This is a genomic window from Salibacterium aidingense DSM 18341 (assembly GCF_000429685.1).
GTDB lineage: Bacteria > Bacillota > Bacilli > Bacillales > Marinococcaceae > Salibacterium > Salibacterium aidingense.
Map to the genome: position 1 here is coordinate 272,753 of NZ_AUCI01000001.1, position 18,640 is coordinate 291,392.

The following is an 18,640-nucleotide window of genomic DNA, read 5'->3' on the forward strand; positions in this document are numbered from 1 at the left end:
TGGACCGTTAATCTATTTTTCATCTCAATTTTACATAAGAAAGGCGCAAGCGCCCTGGGCAGCCGCGACAGGTTCTGGACCGGGCGACTCCGGGCAGCAGGCTGCCCGGAGTCGCCCGGGAAGAAACCCCGAGTAGCTGGACGCTGAAGCTGGATCTCGAAAACGCCCAAAATTTATATTTTCCTATATAATAAAGTAAAATTTTTTAGCACGGCGAAGAACCGCACGACCATCCACCCATGTGGCTTACTCCGCCAATCACCTTACGCCCACCACATCTCTGCCGGAGGCTCTTCGATCTGCACCGCTTTCAGGTTTGCGACTGCCTTCCGAAAACCCTCATCTATCGACATAATCGGATCCTCATGTTCGATACTGATAACATGGTCGTAGCCGTGTGTTCTCAGCGCACTCACCATATTCGCCCATTCCTGTATGCTGTGGCCGTAGCCGACTGAACGAAACGTCCACGCTCTTGATGACACCTCCGCATAGGGCTGCATATCTGTGAGACCGTACATGTTTACATTGTCTTGATCAATATACGTGTCTTTGGCATGAAAATGATAGATCGCCTCTTCCCTGCCAAGTATTTTAATAGCGGCAACCGGGTCAATACCCTGCCACCATAAATGACTCGGGTCCAGATTCGCCCCGATTGCCCCGCTTGTTTCTTTGCGTAGCTTGAGCATTGTATATGGCGTATGAACAAGAAAACCGGCATGCAGCTCCAGTCCAATTTTCACCCCGTACTCCTCGGCCATCTCCCCCATTTCTCTCCAGTAAGGGATCAGCTTGTGCCTCCACTGCCACTTGAGTATTTCGGTAAATTCCGAAGGCCACGGCGTCACTGGCCAGTTTGGTGTTTTGTCGGATTCGGACCCTCCCGGAGTCCCGGAGAAAGTATTCACTACAGGAACGCCGAGCATGGAAGCCAGCTTGATTGTTTTTTTTAGTGTCTCATCAGAGGAAGCAGCCACTTTTGGGTCAGGAGAAATGGGATTGCCGTGGCAGCTGAACGCACTGATCGTCAGCTCCCGGCTCGTCACTTTTTCTAAAAAATCCGAGCGTTTTTCTTCGCTGGCAATTAATTCATTTACCGGACAGTGATCGGCGCCGGGATATCCTCCCGTCCCGATCTCCACTGCTTTTAACCCGGACTGTTTCACATGATCAAGCATCTCTTCCAAAGGTTTGTCTCCAAATAACACGGTGAATACGCCTAGTTTCATCTCCAACTCTCCATTCTATATTTATGATAATCTCACAGCTGAACGTTTCGAACTGCTTTGATAAATCGCTTCAATCATCCGATTTACACGAAGGGCCTGTTCCGGCTGGACGATGGGCTCTTCTTCTCCCAGACAGCAGTTTACAAAATGACGCGCCTGCAGAACCCCCGCATCCTCTACCGCTTCCGGAAGCTTCACCACGCTATCCCAAAGACTGCCATACTTGGCTTGATAGAGTTCAAAAGGATAGACCTGCATCCCTCCGTCGACACCGGATAGGCTGAGAGACGTATGATCTTCTTTAATATTGGCCGCCCAGGAGCATTCGAATTGCATCGATAAACCATTCGTAAAAGTGATATAACTTGTAACATGGTCATCGACATCAAACGTTTCATGATCAAAGGAGCCCCAGTCGTTCACAAGGCCCGGCGTCTTACTGAGACGGTTATATGTGGTCCCTGTTACTTCTACCGGCTCTGGATCATCCAGCAGCCACAGGGCTAAATCAAGAAGGTGGCAGCCAAAATCTATTAAACTGCCTCCGCCCTGCAGCTCCTTATTTGTAAAGACTCCCCATCCCGGGACCTTCCGCCGGCGCATCGCCTGTACTCTGGCTACAAGGGGCTCCCCGATCTCACCCTGGCTTACTACTTTTTTGGCAATGTCTGCTTCCGGAGTATACCGGTAATGGTAGCCGATTAAAAGCACTCGTTGATGCTGTTTTGCCGCGCGAACCATCGCTTCCCCTTCTGCAGCTGTCACCGCCATCGGTTTCTCACATAACACGTGGACGCCCGCTTGTAACGCGGCAATCGCCATGTCCGCATGAAACTTGTTCGGAGTACAGATAACCACCGCATCGACTTCTTCCAGCAGACCGGCCGCTTCATCAAACACAAGGGGGATCGAAAACCTCTCCGCCACTTCGGAGGCCCGTTCCTTGTTTACATCATGGACTGCTGTGAATTCCACTTTTCCTTTCAGTTCTGAAAACGCAGGAAGATGCCGCCCCTGGGCAATACCTCCAACGCCGATAAAACCAATTTTTAACGCTGTCATTGTTATCCCCTACTCTGTTTTTAATAATGTGGACCGGTTTTCTGCATCGATTGCTGCCAGAATGACTTCTAAAGACCTTTTTCCTTCTTCCCCATCTATAAGCGGCTCTCTATCATACAGGACACAGTCTACAAAATGATCAATGACATAAGACCCCGTCTGGCCGCCTTCTTCGTTGGATGCGATCCGGCCGAGCTCATATTTGACTTTATTACCGTTTGCATACTGTATCACCAAAGAATGCTCCGGATCCTCTTCCAGATGCATCGTCCCTCGTTCTCCATAAATGACAGTCGAATTATCCTCTTCTGATTGATAAGCCCAGCTTGCCGCCATCGTTCCAATCACACCGGATTCCGAACGAAGAATACAAACGGCATTATCATCGACCGTAATCTCTTTTTTAGCATTGTTTTCTATAAAACCGGCAATCTCTGAAAATTCTTCCCCGAGAAGCCAGCGAAGCAAATCGGCTTTGTGCACCCCGAGATCACCCATCGCTCCGATAATCGCCTTTTCTTTTTCAAAAAACCAGCTGTTAACTCCATCGGCACTCCAGCCTTCCGGACCGCCGTGGCCAAAGGTGGTTCGGAAGCTGTATACTTTCCCTAGTTCACCGGCACGAAGAAGCTGATACGCTTTTTGATGGGAAGGGACAAACCTTTGATTGTGACCGATCATTAATTTTTTTCCATTCCGTTTGCAGGCCGTAATCATATCTTCTGCTTCCCGGCTGGAGGCGGCCATTGGTTTTTCGCATAATACATGTACGCCGGCGTCCAGTGCTTGGATGGATACCGGAGCATGGAGATAATTCGGGAGACAGATGCTGACTAGATCGAGGTTTTCCTGCTTGAGCAGCTCTTCATAATCCGTATACCACCGGGCTCCGTATGGTTCTGCTGTCCTTTCTGCTCTCTTTTTAACAAGATCACAGACAGCCGTGATTTCCACGGATGGATTTGCCTCATATTCCGGCAGATGGCGGTTCCGGGCAATACTGCCGCATCCTATTACCGCTGTTTTTAATATTGTCATCTCTATCTCCTCCTATTTTTTTGAAATATGTTCAATCGGAGCTGCGTTTCCATACACAGGACGGGAGGTATCTGTATTTTTCACCCATTTCACCGCATTCTTGATGACCTTTTGTACGTCTTTATGATAATACGTCGGATAGGTTTCATGACCCGGGCGGAAATAGAAAATCCTGCCGCGGCCACGCTTAAACGCTGCGCCGCTTCGGAACACCTCTCCGCCTTCAAACCAGCTGATAAATATCAATTCGTCCGGCGCGGGAATATCGAAATGTTCGCCGTACATTTCCTCCTTTTCGATTTCTATATAAGGTCCCAACCCCTCTGTAATGGGGTGGGAAGGATCGACCACCCACATCCGTTCGCGATCATCTGCTTCCCGCCACTTTAAATCACAGGTCGTTCCCATCAGTTTCTGAAATACTTTGGAAAAATGGCCGGAATGCAGCACAATCAGTCCCATGCCATCGAGCACCCGCTGTTTCACTGCTTCAGCAGTCTCTTCTTTCACTTCGTCATGCGCCTTATGCCCCCACCAGAGTAAAACGTCTGTGCGTTCCAGCACCTCCTGGGAAAGTCCGTGTTCTTCTTCATCCAGTGTAGCCGTAGTGACCGTATGTCCGGCTTCTTGTAGAAACCCTGCAATAGCATGGTGAATCCCATCCGGGTATATGCCGGCGACTGCCGGATTTTCTTTTTCATGCCGATACTCATTCCAAACGGTAATATTCATCCTTTTTCCTCCTCTTTTTTATTTGACCGCGCCTTCTGAAACTCCATCAATGATTTGTTTCTGGGCAAAAAAGTACCCGATGATGACCGGAATAACCGCAATGGTCAAACCAGCCAGCGCCAATTCCCACTGTCTGGTATACTGCCCGAAGAAATAGAACATTTTTAGTGGAATGGTCGCTGAACTTTCACTCAGGACAAGAGACGGCAGCAGATAATCATTCCATATCCAAATGGTGTTTAATATTCCTACCGTTACGCTGATTGGTTTTAATAAGGGAAAAATAATATACCAAAAAAGCTGAAAACGGCTGGCTCCATCTATAATGGCAGCTTCATCTAACGTTCTTGGAATCCCTGTCATCGCTCCATGATATAGAAAAATGGAAAGACTGCAGCCGAAACCAAGGTACATAAAAATTAAACCGCCTCCATGCAGCATATCCACCATGCCGAACAAAGAAATGAGCGGAATCATCACGGACTGGAACGGGATCAGCATCGCCCCGACAAAAACAAAGAAAATAACACTGCTGATTTTACTTTTATTCCGGGCTAGAGCATACCCTGCCATGGATGAGAACAGAATAAGAATGAGAATGCTGAGACCCGTAATCATGACAGAATTAAACAGGGATTTTAGAAAGTCAAGATCCACAAACGCTTCTACGAAATTTTCCAGACGCAAAGACTGAGGCAGGCCCAGCACCCCTTCAAAAATGTCACGCTTGGATTTAAAAGCATTGACAATCATGAGGTAGAAAGGAGAGATCCAAAGCAGGCCGAGTACTATGCCAACTATTTCTATAACACGTAAATTCCGTTTTTCCCTGCTTCTTTTCATTACATCTCCACCTCTCGTTTCTTATTGTAGTAGACCTGGGTCAGTGCAATGACAGCCACGATCAAAAAGAAAATGACTGCCTTCGCCTGCGCGTAAGCCATTTCATTATCAGAAAAAGCCGTCCGTACGATATCCATCGCAAGCATTTGCGTGGAATTAGCCGGGCCGCCGTCCGTCAAGGAGAGGTTTTGATCGTATATCTTAAACGTCATCGAAAGCGTGAGAAACATACTGACCGTAAAAGCCGGGGCGACGAGTGGAAACGTCACATTCTTAAAACGCTGCAGACTGGTGGCTCCGTCTATTTTTGCAGCTTCGATTAAATCTTTCGGTATGTTTTCCAGATAGGCGATATAAATAATCATAATGTAACCGGCCATCTGCCAGGCTGTTAAAATAACGAGACCCCAAAAGCCGGTTCTTGTTGTAGAAAGCCAACCCTTCATCCCTTCAATATGGAACATTTCTCCAAGATCTCCAAACACACTCACGAAAATAAACTGCCAGATAAAACCTAATATCAGGCCGCCAATCAAATTAGGCATAAAAAAGATCGTCCGCAGAAGATGGTTGGACTTGATCTTGCGGGTAACAATAAGGGCCAGACCGAGACCAATGGCATTCAGCAGAAGAACAGTAACCACGGCAAACTGAATCGTAAAAATAAGCGCGTTTATAAATTCGCTTTCCTGAAATAAAGCCCTGTAGTTCTCGAATCCAGTGAACTCCGTTACCCTTAAACCATTCCAGTCGGTAAAAGAAAAAATAAAACCGTACAAGAATGGAAAAGCAACGACGATTCCTAAAGCTAAAAGAACGGGTGTGATAAAGAGCCAAAACCAGAGGCTGCGATTGTACATGCTGTCTCCCCCAATGCTTTTTTGATGAAAGTCGAGTAAGAGAACGAGGCAGAAAGGCGGTGCCTTTCCGCCGATTCCTCCTTTGCTATTGCCGGGATTTTTCCCATCCCTCTATCGACTGCTCTTCCACTTCCTCCCACGTTATATCACCAGAAATATACTCCTGCATCGCTGCACCTAACACATCTTCTGTCCACGAGGTCGGAGCCCCTAAAAAGACCCATCCCATCGTATTTCCTTCCGTAGAATAACGATATACTTCTTCCGATAAAGGATCAGCTATATCTAAATCTTCATATCCTTCATAAGCAGGAACAAAACGGAATTCATCTACCACAAACTGCTTTCCTTCCTCAGACGTATACATCCAGTCGAGAAATTCTTTACTTGCTTCCACTACTTCATCGGCGGATTCCTTATTGACGGCCCAATAATTCGGTACGCCCACCGGAATACGGCCTTCATACCCTTCCACCGGAATCGGGAGCAGGCCGACATTCTCCTCTGCAAACTCGGGATCCATCGATTCTATCGTGTTATAGACCCAGTTCCCCTGTTGAATCATGGCTACATTGCCAAGGGAAAAATGTTCCTCCACCTGCTGCGAATAGTCGAGATTCAGCGTAGGCTGTATCGAGTAATCATTCTGCAGGTCAAAAAAGCGCTGCATCTGATCCCCCATTTCAAACGCCACAGAGTCAGAATCATAGGCTTCCATCACATCATGGTCAAACTCATCAGCAAGAAAGGCGTTAGCCAGATGATTTCCCATGACCCACTGCTCTTTTGCCGGAAAGGCAAAGGGCGCTTCAATACCCAGTTCCTCTTTTTGACTATCCAACGTTTCCACTGCTTCTTCCAGTTCCTCCTGCGTTTGAATCTCCCCGGCCTTGATTCCCGCTTTATCAAATATTTCTTTATTATAAAGAAGACCGTATCCTTCCTGATTAAACGGAAGGCCAAGGATCTCCCCGTTCCGTTCTACACTGTTCAATGTGCCTTCCAATGCTGCTTCCGCTGCTTTTGTGCCGGACACATCGGCCATATAGTCTTCGTACTGGTCGACATCAGGCGGTCCCCCCACGTTAAAAATATCCGGTTCTTCCCCTGAATTAAAGGCAGATGTTAAAGCCTGACCGTAGTCATTACCGCCGCCTACCGTCTTCACATTAATCGTTACTCCCGGATTACTTTCTTCATAGATTTCAACCAATTCTTCAAATTGATCCTTGAATTCCACTTTAAACTGGAAAATATCAACCGTGACCTGGCCTCCGCCGTCATGACCGTCTTCTCCCCCGGATTCCGTGTCGCCGCCGGAAGAAAACGAACACCCTCCCAGAACAATTGCCAAACAGAACGCACCGATTAAAAAATATAGTTTCTTTCCCTTCATCTACTTGTCTCCTTCTTTTAAAAAATTTAATGTATGCGCTTCCATATACAGAAAAAATATAAGGGCCCGGACCCAGCCTTTTTCTCCGTCTTCTCTTTTGTAATCGATTACTTATAAGTCCATAAAACTAGTACTTAATATTGCATCAACCCTCCTTTTTCCCAATAATCAGGCCTTAATACCCCATATTACATCATCATAATAAGAAAACGATTACAACTATAATTCAAATCCTATATACTTTCCCTGAAAATGTCAACCCAATGATTGGCTCGTTTTTTCTTAAAATTTAATCTGGAAATCAACAAAAACAACGCAGCTTCCGAGGTAGTAAATTGACAATGCTGTTAAATTAGAATAACATAGAAACCAACAATGTAGTAATCGTTTACATCAACAAGGAAATGCGAGGATTGTTATTATGCCGACGATCAAGGATGTGGCGAAACACGCCAATGTGTCTGTTGCCACCGTTTCCCGGGTTTTAAGTAAAACAGGAACCGTATCGGAAAAGAATACACAAAATGTTCTCGAAGCGATAAACGCTTTAAATTATAAACCAAATGCGCTGGGACGTTACCTTCGGACGGCCCATACTCAGACTATTCTCGTCGTGGTCCCTGACATTACCAACCCTTTTTTCTCCAATGTGATGAAAGGTATTCAAACCATGGCCAATGAACAAGGATACGACGTCTTGGTGATGGATGCGGAACATGCCCACTTTGACAGTCGGAAGTGTTTTGATATGCTCGAGCAAAAGCAGGTTGACGGGCTAATCATGTTAACTTCACGTGTCGACCGGAACGTGCTTCTCGATTTGGGAAAAGAACATGCTATTGTGCTTGCCTGCGAGTATCTGGAAGGAACGACCCTGCCCACGGTTTCCATTGACAATATCAGTGCTGCTCGTAAAATGACCGAATACCTCCTGGGACTTAATTATACAAACATCGCCCATATTACAGGCCCGATGGAAACCGTCCTGGGGGTCGATCGACTGAGGGGTTTTAAACAGGCCCTTCAAGCTAAAAGCGTGGATGTTAAATCCTTGAATATTCAGGAAGGGGATTTCAGTATCGAATCAGGATATAACATCATGGGTAAGCTGCTTTCTCTGGAAGACCGTCCAGAGGCGGTATTCGCTGCGAACGATGAAATGGCGATGGGAGCTGTTAACGCCGCAAAAGCTTATGGATTAAACGTTCCCGGGGATATTGCGGTAACCGGTTTTGATGATATTAAAATGGCTTCCATGTTCACTCCGCAGTTGACTACTATTTCCCAGCCTACCTTTGAAATCGGACGAAAATCCATGGATCTGCTTTTTCATCTTTTGAACAAAGAAGTTTTGGTCCAGTCTCAATTTGTGTTAGAAGATACGCTGGTGATCCGGGAATCCTGCGGCCATCTAAAAGAGCAGCCGTTACAATGAACGACTGCTCTTTTGCATTATCTTCCGTACTTATCTTTCATGTCGTCTCCTTTTTCTTTAATCACATCTTTCAACCTATCTCCTTCCGCATCCACCGTCTCCAGCAATGCGTCGAATTCGTCCCCGAATTCCCAGGGCCGCAATCTACTAATTTCCTATAACTATTTCCCCTGTTGCTCAATGATATGTGTTGGATAGCCGCCACGTTTATAAGGAAAATTTCCCACTGACCCATCCGGAAATTAACGAGCTGCGTTCAGGGAGGACAGAATCAGTTTGAAAGTGTTCAATAACCGAGAATAAGAGCCATTTTGCCAGCTTTCCCATTTCCTTTTGTCCATTAAAACTCATTATTGGTCATTTAATCTTCTTTTTCCCTTTCCCGTGTCTACCATTTTTCTGAACAGCCTGCGCTGCAAACGGACGCTTTTACTCCAGAGCATATAAGCGGCATCAGCTCCTTTTCTAAATCGGCACAATTGGAACTTCTACTAAAAGCGGGTAGTCCGCCGGCATAGACCTCTGTATAACCAATTTTCTGCCGGCCCACAGCCTCCTCGTGAAGCACAAAGGCTGCCCTATCATTTGAGACAGCCTTTGTTTCCTTAAAATTTAAATTTGTTTACTGCTGTCTGAAGATCTTCTGCCAGGGAGCTCAGGGATTGAGCAGACGAATCTATTTCTTCACTGGAAGCGAGTTGTTCTTCGGAGGCGGCGGCTACATTCTGGGTCCGGCCTGAATTGTCTTTGGAAATCTGCGCGATTTCGCTGAAGGAATCCGATACCTGCTGGGAGCTTGCCGCAATCTGCTCCGATGTCGCAGCCATATTTTCAATCTGTTCCGCTACCATCCCGGTATACTTCTGGATTTCTTCGAAGCTTTTCTGGGAACCATCAGCGAGAGTCAGACCTTCCTGCACCTCTTCCGTTACTTCCCCGATCGAATGGAGCGATTCATGGATATCATGCTGGATATCGTGAATAATATTTGTAATCTGCTGGGAGGACGATTGCGATTCTTCCGCAAGCTTTCTCACTTCTTCGGCGACCACAGCGAATCCGCGCCCGCTTTCACCGGCTCTGGCCGCTTCGATGGCAGCGTTTAACGCCAGCAGATTGGTTTGTTCTGCAATACTGGTAATGACCTGCAGTATTTTCTCGATTTCCTGGGAACGTTGGTTCAACGACTCATTCACACTGTTGGATGCTTCCACAGACCGGTGGATGGAATGCATTTTTTCCAAGGTACGGTCGACCTTTCCGCCGCCTTCTTTGCTTTTTTCCATCGTGGCCGCGGCATTTTCCGAAACGGAAGAGGCACTTTCAGCAACATCCTGCACCCCTCTTGTCACTTCTTCCATCACGCCGGCACTTTCATTAATGCTTTCCGACTGGGATTCTGAACCAGCGGCGACTTCCTGAATCGATTCAGAAATTTCTTCGGAGGAGCGGCTCGATTCTTCGGCACTGGCCTGCAGTTCTTCCGATGAAGCACTGACCATCTCCGCGCTTTCCCGTACCTGATTCAGGAGAGCCTTAAGGTGCTTTGTCATTTGATTGAAATGGTCGGCCAGCTGTCCGACCTCATCATTGGACTTCACGTAAATTTCTTCTCCCGTCAAATCTCCGTCTGCCACCAGCTGTACTTTTTCCGTTACCCGCTGAATCGGGCGGCTGATCGTATTGGCAATGACCCGTGCCAATACAATAATAATGACAGCTGCGACTGCCACCATAAGAGCGGCATGCAGCTGCAGGGAATCCGTGACATGCAGCACCGTGTCCATCGGCACCGCAAAGTATACCCCGTACCCGGCCATTTCCAACGGCGCGTGAGCCAGCACCTTATCCTCTTCCTGCAGGACTTCTGAACCTACATTTGTTTTTCCTTCGTCCAGCCGCTGCTTATAAGTCTCACTAATATCCGCCTCGGCGATAGGCTGCCCCATCAGTTCTTCCTGAGCGTGAAGCTGAATATTATTACTGTTATCCACCATAATCGGCTGGAGCCCTTCTTTATTCAAATTCTTCTCCGATAAGAATTGTTGTAACAACGCATCAAAATCAGCAACCGCACTCAATACCCCGATGATATTATCGGCCTCGTCATAGACCGGAACCGCCAGTACAATCACACGATTTCCGCTGTCTTTGGACACCAGCGCCTCGGAGATGACTTTTTCTCCGTTCATGCCCTGCTGGAAATAATCCCGGTCATTTAAATCCAGGGTGTCGATATTTTCCTCCGATGTATCAGCCCGCACGATGCCTTCTGTGTCTGTAAATACGACGTTTTCATAGGTTTCATCGCTGTCTTTCATAATATTGGCCATCCGCAGCTGCCGGTCCTTCTCTTCTGACATGATTTCCTCGGACGAGGCCAACAATGTCAATTGCGACATTCGTTTATCCAGCCACTGCTCCATTCCATCCGATGTGCTTTCTGCGAGTGACTCCAGACTTTCTCTTTCTTTTGCAATAATTTCATCCGTGCTGGTTTGATAAATAAAAAATCCAATGAGAACGGTGGGGACTAAACCGATGAAGAGTAAAAAAACCGTCAGTTTATTTTTCAATGAGCCTCTGAAAGAAAAAGTTCTGCCTTGTGATACTTTGCTGCCTCGTCTTACCATTCTTTTCCCCCTGTTTATAATGAGTAATTTAACTATACATTTTATCGGCAGATCAAATACATAATTAAAGAGTTATACACTTTTACTATAAAATTATTTTTCGCCTAAAAAACGAATCCATGTTCAGAAGGGTTCTTTCTACCTTTGTCGAATTTTTAGATTAGAGAAAACATACAAAGGAGAGACAAAAATGAATAACCATGAAATTGATTATGAGCTCCATGGAGACGATATGCAGTTTGTGGAAGTCGAATTAGACCCCGAAGAGACTGTGATTGCTGAAGCCGGCGGGCTGATGATGATGGATGAGGACATTCAAATGGAGACCATATTTGGCGATGGATCCGACAACAGCGGCGACGGGCTGATGGGGAAATTATTCGGTGCCGGCAAGCGTGTACTGAGCGGAGAAAGCTTATTTATGACGACCTTTACGAACACCGGCCGGGGAAAAAAGCATGTTTCCTTTGCTTCTCCTTATCCCGGGAAAATTATGGCGATGGATCTAAGTGAAATGAATGGAAAAATAATCTGCCAGAAAGAAGCCTTTTTAGCCGCAGCCAAAGGCGTATCGGTTGGTGTAGAATTTCAGAAGAAGCTTGGCACCGGATTCTTTGGCGGGGAAGGGTTTATTATGCAGAAGGTGGAAGGCGACGGCATCGCTTTTGTCCATGCCGGCGGAACCATCCATAAAAAAGAACTGGAACCCGGACAAACACTCCGCGTCGACACAGGCTGCCTTGTCGCAATGACCGGTGATGTCCATTATGACGTCGAGTTTGTAGGCGGGATACGGACGGCACTGTTCGGGGGAGAAGGTGTATTTTTCGCCACCCTGCGCGGCCCGGGTTCGGTCTGGGTGCAGTCCCTGCCTTTCAGCCGTCTTGCCAGCCGTGTCTTTGCTGCTGCTCCTCAGGGCGAAGGAGAACAAAAGGGCGAAGGGAGTATTGCCAACAACCTGTTTCATAACTTTTTCGGCGGAGACCGGCGGTAGCCGGTGATTCTAAATAAGGCAGATCTCGGGATATAGGCTGCACCCCGGGGCACCGCTTGCGCTACACATGACATTTTCCTTTCACCCTTGTCATTGTAACGATTAGATCGGGTTTAACCCTTACTTTTTTGGAATTCAGGGGAAAATGTCACTCCAAGCCAGGTTCCAAGCGTTTCTTTTCTTATCTTTTTCCGAAAAGGTGATGGTATGCGCCGTATTATGGGAGATTTTCCCGCTGGAACCTCTGTTTGAAAAAGAATCATTTCTTAAAGAAACGCAAATCCTATAATTTTTCAAACAAAACCGCCTGTTTCCCGGTGGTTTTGTTTTTTAAAAAAATACCAAAAATTTCCTTTTATGAAGGCAAGAGAATAAACTCTTATACCAAACGTAAGTTCCTGTCTACCCTATCAATTCTTCGGTCATGTGCGCGATTCCAGTTTTACGATTATGCTCAAAGCACCATGGAAATTCTGGACGGCGCGCGTCAGTCGACTGGAGAAAAAATGAAGAAGCAGGCAGCTCTTTCCTTTGAAGAAATTGTCCATGATTTTACCCCCTTACTTCTCAGCACCATCAAAAAACTGCGCATTTATAAGAACAAAGAGGAATATCTACAGATTGGGTTCATTGCACTGTGGCAGGCTTATGAACGCTATGAGGAGGAAAAAGGGCCGTTCGCCTCCTTTGCCGCCAAGTATGTAAAAGGGGAAATGTTAAATCAGCTCCGCAAAGAGGCGAAATATGAAGACATGAATGAATTAAACGACTTCGAGCGGATGACAAAAACCGCGCCCGAGAGCCTGACCCTCCGGCAGGAAGTAGACAGCCTTACGCCCTACCTGCGTATTCTCTCCCCCCGGGAACAGGACTGGGTGATCGAACACATCGTTTACGGCAGAAAAATTTCAGAAATTGCATCCTTGTACAGCGTCTCTCCCAACACCGTGAAATTCTGGCGCAGATCTGCTCTAACAAAACTCCGTCAGCTGCCATCTCCTATATAAACGAAAACTTTCATCAGCAGAGTGAAAGCAGTTCCTTATCATAGCGGAGGCCGGCCACGGAGACTCCTATAGGGATCGGCCGCAGCGATTGTACAGCGGCAGACTCCGTTCCTATTGGTTGTTTTAAGAGGGCAGATGCCGCATGAAAAAATCCGAACGACGCCAAATTTCTAATGGAAAAGATAATCGTTCGGATTTTTATCTGGCCTATATGATTTTGTCCCAGCCCCTGTGATAAAGAAAATGTAGCTGAGGCGTGCCCGCGGCAAGCGTTAGCCTGCAGCGGATGCCTCAGCATGTAACGTTGGTCCAGCTCCTTCTTTAACAAAAACCAGAGGGAGAGAAGCGGATGGCTCCGTTTCAGCTGATTACTGTTACCTTTTTACCATTTCATTTACACAAATATGGTAAGGATCTTTTCCTTCGACAAATTTTTATGGAAGAAAATATTACAAAAGATACAGAAAGGAAAAATGGACAAAAAGACAAAAAAATTGATTTCTATATGTTCAAAACACCGACATATCAGTTATAATAATTACGGTAAATGAGGACAATACATAACAAACTAATGGTGACTTCGATAACTTTTGTCTTTTTAGACAAAAAAACAACCGTAAAATTATTAATTAAGACAAAGAAAATAAGATGTCTAAATTGTACGATAAGTTTAACGGAGATCACAATTGTCTTCTTTTTAACATGATAAGGGGGAAAAAAGTATGAAATTACCAGCAAAATTTGTTGGAACCGCTGCTTTTGCATTTATGCTGACGCTTACGGCATGCGGCGGAAACGGGGAAGATTCAGAAGATACAGGAGGGGACAGCGGAGAATCCGCGGATGCCGGCAGCGGTGAAGAACTTACGATCACTTTCAGTCATAACCAGCCGGAAGACAGCCCGGAACATACAGGTGCAGTGGCCTTCAAAGACCACATTGAAGAGGCAACAGACGGAAACGTTACGGTGGATCTCTATCCAGCCTCTCAAATGGGAAGCCTCCGTGAACAGGTGGAAGGAACACAGCTCGGAGAAATTGATATTACAATGCAGCCTTCCGCTGTGGTTACCCCATTTGTTGATTCTGTAAAACTGGTGGACCTGCCTTATCTCTGGCCGGCTAGCAATGAGCAGAAATACGAAGTTCTTGATTCTGAAGTCGGGGAAGAACTTCTCGGCACGCTTAACGAAGGCGGATTTGAAGGACTCGGCTACTGGCCGGGAGGATTTAAACTCTTTACGACAAGCGGTACAGAGATTCATCAGCCTTCCGACTTTGAAGGACTAACAATGAGAACGATGGAATCTCCTGCCCTGATCAGCCAGTATGAAGGTTGGGGAGGCAACGCTGAACCGGTACCTTACGCTGAAGTTTACAATGCGCTGCAGCAGGGTGTGGTAGACGGTCAGGAAAACCCGCTGCAAACCATTTATCTGAACGACTTCCATGAAGTACAGGATTATGTAATTGAAAGTTATCACGGCACCATGACTTATCTCTTGATGGCAAACCAGGATTGGTTCAATGGATTGGATGAAGGAACCCAGGAAGCGATCAAAGAAGCAGAAGTCGCCGGCGTAGAAGCAGCACGTGAGGATCTCGCTGCGACAGAAGACGAATACCGTCAAAACATTCAGGATTCCGAGACAGAATACTATGAACTGACAGAGGATGAAATTGCAGACTTCCGCGAAGCGTCTCAGTCCATCCACGACGAGATCGTTCAAGATGCGGATCAGCAGGAACTTCTGGACAAGTTCAAAGATAAAATCAGTGAAGTAAAAGGCGAATAAGAAAGCCCTGCAGGGAACCAGCACCGTTATTTGTCCGCTGGTTCCCTGTTCCATCTCATATTCTTTTACCGAAGGAAGGAGTTGTGCCATGAACGCGCTGCGCAAAGGAATGCAGATTCTCTATAAAACGGAAGAGACATTGATCGGCCTTCTCATTATCATCGCTACCGCTGTTTTATTTTCCAACGTTGTGCTCCGGTATGGTTTTGATGCCAACACAAGCTGGGCGGCCGAGCTTATCCGTTATCTCATGATATGGATTACATTTATAGGAATGGCGTTATGTTTCCGGAGAGGGATTCATGTCGGAATCGATTTTCTTTTAAATTATTTATCAAAACGGATGACGAAACTGATCCAGCTGGTCGTTAATGTATTATCGATTGTATTTTTAATTTTTCTTGGGTCGTACGGTCTCGAATTAGTTTTATTCTCGGTAGGCACCGGACAGATCACACCTTCCCTGGAAATCGGAATGTACTGGGTGTATTTGATTATCCCCATTGGATGTGCGCTATCCATCCTTCACATCTGCGTCCTGACATTCCAGCTTCTTACCGGGAAGGAAGAGACATCTCTCAACAACATGAGTGAAGGAGACTCCCTATGATTAACTTATTGCTCACACTTATTATTATCCTGTTATTTATCAGCACCCCTATCTTTGTTTCCCTGGGGCTGGCGTCTTTTGTAAGTGTCGTGCTGCTGAGTGAAACAGAACCAATGATCCTCGTGCAGCGGATGTTTGCCGGACTCGATCAATTTGCTTTGATGGCGCTTCCATTTTTCATTCTGGCTGCCAACATCATGGAAGGCGGCGGCCTCTCCGACCGTTTGCTCCGCTGGGCACGCGCGCTTGTCGGTCATTTGGCCGGTGGAGTAGCCATGACCACCCAGGTCTCCAGCATGTTTTTCGGAGCGTTATCCGGCTCCAGTCCGGCCACGGTTATTGCCATTGGAAAAATCATGTATCCAGAGCTGGTACGCCGCAAATATGATCCGGCGTTTGCAGCCGGTCTTCTTGCATCGGCAGGCTCGGTTTCCTTGATCATCCCTCCCAGTATTACGCTGATTGTGCTCGCCTCGGTGATCACCACCGTGTCTGTAGGGGAATTGTTTACTGCTGGAATCGGCGCCGGTTTAATTTTCGGCATTGCAGCTGTGGTTTACATCTACTGGTACTCGAAAAAACACGATATGCCAAGGGATAAAAAGGCTTCTGCCCAGGAGCTTCTCGATGCCACCCTGAAAGCATTTTGGGCGCTGTTAATCCCGGTTATTATCCTTGGTGGTATATATGCAGGAGTGTTTACTCCGACGGAAGCTGCCGGCATATCTGCTGTGTATGCTCTTGTCGTCAGTGCATTTATCTACCGGGAGATGAGCTGGAAAAAGTTTTATCAGGTTTGTGTCGATTCGGCCATCACTTCCGCTCAAGTACTGGTGCTCGTCGCTTCTGCGCAGATCCTGGGTTGGTTGTTAACGAGAAGCGGTGTGCCGCAACAGATAGCGGGATACGTTACCGAACATGTCGGTTCGATTGTTCTATTCCTTCTTTTAATTAACGTAGCTCTTCTTATCATGGGTATGTTTATGGAAGGTGTGGCTGCCATTATTATCGTCGCCCCCCTGATTTTTCCCGCTGCTATGAATCTGGGCGTGGACCCCATTCATCTGGGTATTGTGATGATTTCAAACCTTGCCATCGGTATGTATACGCCGCCTTTTGGCATCAATATATTTGTCACGCAGACGATTTCAAAATTAAACATGCTTGAAATGATGCCGGGGCTGAAACGATTTCTCATTGTCCAATTCATTGCTCTTTTGATTATTACGTATATACCGGAATCAGCCCTTTTCTTACTTCATTTTTTTGAATAACTTCTTAGAAACGGCGGGAGATACATGTCACTATTATTACAGGATGCCATGAAAATAGGTGGTTTGCGGGAATGCCGTGTCATTGCCGGATACCAAGGCCTGGATAAAGAAATAAGCTACGTCACAATTATGGAAGTCCCTGATATCGTGCAGTGGCTCAAGGGAAATGAGTTGATGTTGACCAGTCTTTACCCCATTAAAGATGACCCGCAGGCCCAGCAGGAGTTAATTCAGCAGTTGTACGCCCGGGGAACCTCGGCTCTTGCCATCAAGCCCAATCGTTTCGTTGAAAACATACCGATGCCGATTCTTGAAGAAGCAGAAAAATATGGGTTTCCCATTATCGAAATTCCAGAGCGGGTTAGCTATTTAGATATCTTGTCCCCGGTGATGAATACGATTTTCGACCGCAAAGTTGTACTGCAGGAGGACCTTGAAGAAGCATATCGTTTATTAAATGAAGTGTCCTTGAATGAACCCGGCATCCATTACCTGATCGACATTCTCACCCATTTAACCAAACACAATATTTCCATTGAAAGCCTGGTTTCGTTTGTCGATACGCCTTTAATGAACAGTCCTTTTCAGGATTTTAAATACCAGCAGATTGAAGAACTTGAACACGTCCAGCGTCCAATCCGCCTGAAACGAAAGAACAGTGATGGAGAAACCGTGAGCTGTATCACTGCCCCTATTATAGTGGATGGAACATTATACGGAGCGATTTCAAGCTGGGACGAAAACAAGGATCACATTGAAGCAGATCTGGCCATTCTCGAACGGGCTTCGTCCGTCCTGGCCCTTGAATTTATGCGGAAAAAAGTGCGTTATGAAGTAGAACTGCAATACAAAAGCGATTTTTTCCGCGCCCTGTTTAAAGGAAGCCTTCATCAAACCAAGGAACTTGAAGAAAAAGCAAAAGGATATAACATTCTTCCCGAACGGCATTATATGTGCTGTGCCGTCTATTTTGAACAAACCGCCGCCAGCGATACATTTTTAACAGATCATATGACGAAACTAGAAATGATGATCCATCATATTGACCCTCACGCTGTCGTTGGTATGATGCACCACGTGTTGTACATTTTGTATCCAACAAGGGGAAAAGGCAGAGAGAAAGCGCTCGTGGATCTGCACCGCTTCATTCGGGAATTTGAAAAAATGTTTGCCCACCCCCCCTACGCTGGAGCTGGCAGAGTAAGCAGCGACAGTTTCCCCGAACTGCAGGAAAGCTTTGAACAGGCAGAGCTTGCTCTTTCCATCAGCCGTACCCTGCAGCTGAAAGACAGCCAGCTTGTTCTGTACGATGACCTTGGGGTATATCGTCTGCTTGCCCAAATGGATCAGCAGGATGAGCTGGTCAAGTTTTACAATGAAACGGTTGGAATTCTTGCAGACTACGATCAAAAGCACAATTTGGAACTCATTCGGAGTGTGGAGGAGTATTTTTACCAAAATGAATCGGTCTCCGCTGCCGCCGACAGCCTGTATATTCACGTGAATACCTTAAAATACCGTCTCCAGAAAATAAAAACATTAACCGGGCACAGCTTTCAGGACTCAGAAGGTAAGCTGATGATTCAGCTTGGTTTAAAAATCGGCCACTTTATTAACAACAATTATCGATTACGCTAAAAAACAAACTCATATTATGTCCTGATCACTGACGTATTACGAACCGTCAGAATATTAAAATGTAGATACAGACAATAAAATCCGAATACC

Annotated in this window: 18 protein-coding genes; 8 read left to right on the forward strand and 10 right to left on the reverse strand. The window is 46.3% G+C overall.

Annotated features, from left to right (window positions below; genetic code table 11):
* Positions 1–263: 263 nt before the first annotated feature.
* From G475_RS0101295 to G475_RS0101325, 7 genes are all read right to left on the reverse strand, one after another.
* The gene (locus G475_RS0101295) at positions 264–1,232 is read right to left on the reverse strand and encodes a sugar phosphate isomerase/epimerase family protein (protein WP_026699715.1); all 969 of its coding nucleotides are present in this window, start codon (positions 1,230–1,232) and stop codon (positions 264–266) included.
* Between the two features lie 21 nt (positions 1,233–1,253).
* Complete coding sequence (locus tag G475_RS0101300; RefSeq protein WP_026699716.1) at positions 1,254–2,294, reverse strand: Gfo/Idh/MocA family protein; 1,041 nt, start codon at positions 2,292–2,294, stop codon at positions 1,254–1,256.
* 9 nt (positions 2,295–2,303) lie between these two features.
* Entirely contained in the window at positions 2,304–3,332 is a 1,029-nt protein-coding gene (locus G475_RS0101305; RefSeq protein ID WP_026699717.1) for a Gfo/Idh/MocA family protein, read from the reverse strand.
* 12 nt (positions 3,333–3,344) lie between these two features.
* Positions 3,345–4,064: a ThuA domain-containing protein gene (locus G475_RS0101310; protein WP_026699718.1), complete on the reverse strand. Its 720-nt coding sequence runs from the start codon at positions 4,062–4,064 to the stop codon at positions 3,345–3,347.
* 18 nt (positions 4,065–4,082) lie between these two features.
* Positions 4,083–4,907, reverse strand: coding sequence for a carbohydrate ABC transporter permease (locus G475_RS0101315; RefSeq protein WP_026699719.1), 825 nt, complete (start codon positions 4,905–4,907; stop codon positions 4,083–4,085).
* Entirely contained in the window at positions 4,907–5,767 is an 861-nt protein-coding gene (locus G475_RS0101320; RefSeq protein ID WP_026699720.1) for a carbohydrate ABC transporter permease, read from the reverse strand. The genes G475_RS0101315 and G475_RS0101320 overlap by 1 nt, the downstream gene beginning before the upstream one ends.
* An 85-nt stretch (positions 5,768–5,852) precedes the next feature.
* Positions 5,853–7,163, reverse strand: coding sequence for an ABC transporter substrate-binding protein (locus tag G475_RS0101325; protein WP_026699721.1), 1,311 nt, complete (start codon positions 7,161–7,163; stop codon positions 5,853–5,855).
* Positions 7,164–7,584: 421 nt separating this feature from the next.
* Here G475_RS0101325 and G475_RS0101330 point away from each other — a divergent pair, with 421 nt between their 5' ends.
* Positions 7,585–8,598: a LacI family DNA-binding transcriptional regulator gene (locus G475_RS0101330; protein ID WP_026699722.1), complete on the forward strand. Its 1,014-nt coding sequence runs from the start codon at positions 7,585–7,587 to the stop codon at positions 8,596–8,598.
* A 17-nt stretch (positions 8,599–8,615) separates the two neighbouring features.
* Here the strand turns inward: G475_RS0101330 and G475_RS27860 are convergent, their stop codons facing one another.
* Both G475_RS27860 and G475_RS0101350 read right to left on the reverse strand, forming a co-directional pair.
* Entirely contained in the window at positions 8,616–8,741 is a 126-nt protein-coding gene (locus G475_RS27860) for a hypothetical protein (protein WP_267880092.1), read from the reverse strand.
* 462 nt (positions 8,742–9,203) lie between these two features.
* On the reverse strand, positions 9,204–11,231 hold the full coding sequence (locus G475_RS0101350; RefSeq protein ID WP_051302032.1) for a methyl-accepting chemotaxis protein: 2,028 nt from the start codon (positions 11,229–11,231) through the stop codon (positions 9,204–9,206).
* A 190-nt stretch (positions 11,232–11,421) separates the two neighbouring features.
* Between G475_RS0101350 and G475_RS0101355 the strand changes: the two genes are divergently transcribed.
* Together G475_RS0101355 and G475_RS23945 are read left to right on the forward strand one after the other, a co-directional pair.
* Positions 11,422–12,225, forward strand: coding sequence for a TIGR00266 family protein (locus G475_RS0101355; protein ID WP_026699724.1), 804 nt, complete (start codon positions 11,422–11,424; stop codon positions 12,223–12,225).
* Between the two features lie 506 nt (positions 12,226–12,731).
* Positions 12,732–13,232, forward strand: coding sequence for a sigma-70 family RNA polymerase sigma factor (locus tag G475_RS23945; RefSeq protein ID WP_035709755.1), 501 nt, complete (start codon positions 12,732–12,734; stop codon positions 13,230–13,232).
* A 13-nt stretch (positions 13,233–13,245) separates the two neighbouring features.
* On the opposite strand, the gene G475_RS27500 is transcribed toward G475_RS23945, so the two are convergent.
* Positions 13,246–13,530 (reverse strand): hypothetical protein, encoded by a 285-nt coding sequence (locus G475_RS27500; RefSeq protein ID WP_026699725.1) that lies wholly within the window; start codon positions 13,528–13,530, stop codon positions 13,246–13,248.
* A gap of 51 nt (positions 13,531–13,581) precedes the next feature.
* On the opposite strand from G475_RS27500, the gene G475_RS0101375 reads away from it, so the two are divergent.
* From G475_RS0101375 to G475_RS0101395, 5 genes are all read left to right on the forward strand, one after another.
* Positions 13,582–13,767: a hypothetical protein gene (locus tag G475_RS0101375; RefSeq protein WP_026699726.1), complete on the forward strand. Its 186-nt coding sequence runs from the start codon at positions 13,582–13,584 to the stop codon at positions 13,765–13,767.
* Between the two features lie 187 nt (positions 13,768–13,954).
* Positions 13,955–15,028 carry a TRAP transporter substrate-binding protein gene (locus tag G475_RS23950; RefSeq protein ID WP_233275710.1) on the forward strand — a complete coding sequence of 358 codons (1,074 nt, stop codon included), beginning with the start codon at positions 13,955–13,957 and terminating at the stop codon, positions 15,026–15,028.
* Positions 15,029–15,116: 88 nt separating this feature from the next.
* Positions 15,117–15,638 (forward strand): TRAP transporter small permease, encoded by a 522-nt coding sequence (locus G475_RS23955; RefSeq protein WP_233275711.1) that lies wholly within the window; start codon positions 15,117–15,119, stop codon positions 15,636–15,638.
* Positions 15,635–16,912, forward strand: coding sequence for a TRAP transporter large permease (locus G475_RS0101390; RefSeq protein WP_026699727.1), 1,278 nt, complete (start codon positions 15,635–15,637; stop codon positions 16,910–16,912). Before G475_RS23955 ends, G475_RS0101390 begins: the two co-directional genes overlap by 4 nt.
* Before the next feature lie 24 nt (positions 16,913–16,936).
* Positions 16,937–18,550 carry a PucR family transcriptional regulator gene (locus G475_RS0101395; protein WP_026699728.1) on the forward strand — a complete coding sequence of 538 codons (1,614 nt, stop codon included), beginning with the start codon at positions 16,937–16,939 and terminating at the stop codon, positions 18,548–18,550.
* The last annotated feature ends 90 nt before the right edge of the window (positions 18,551–18,640 follow it).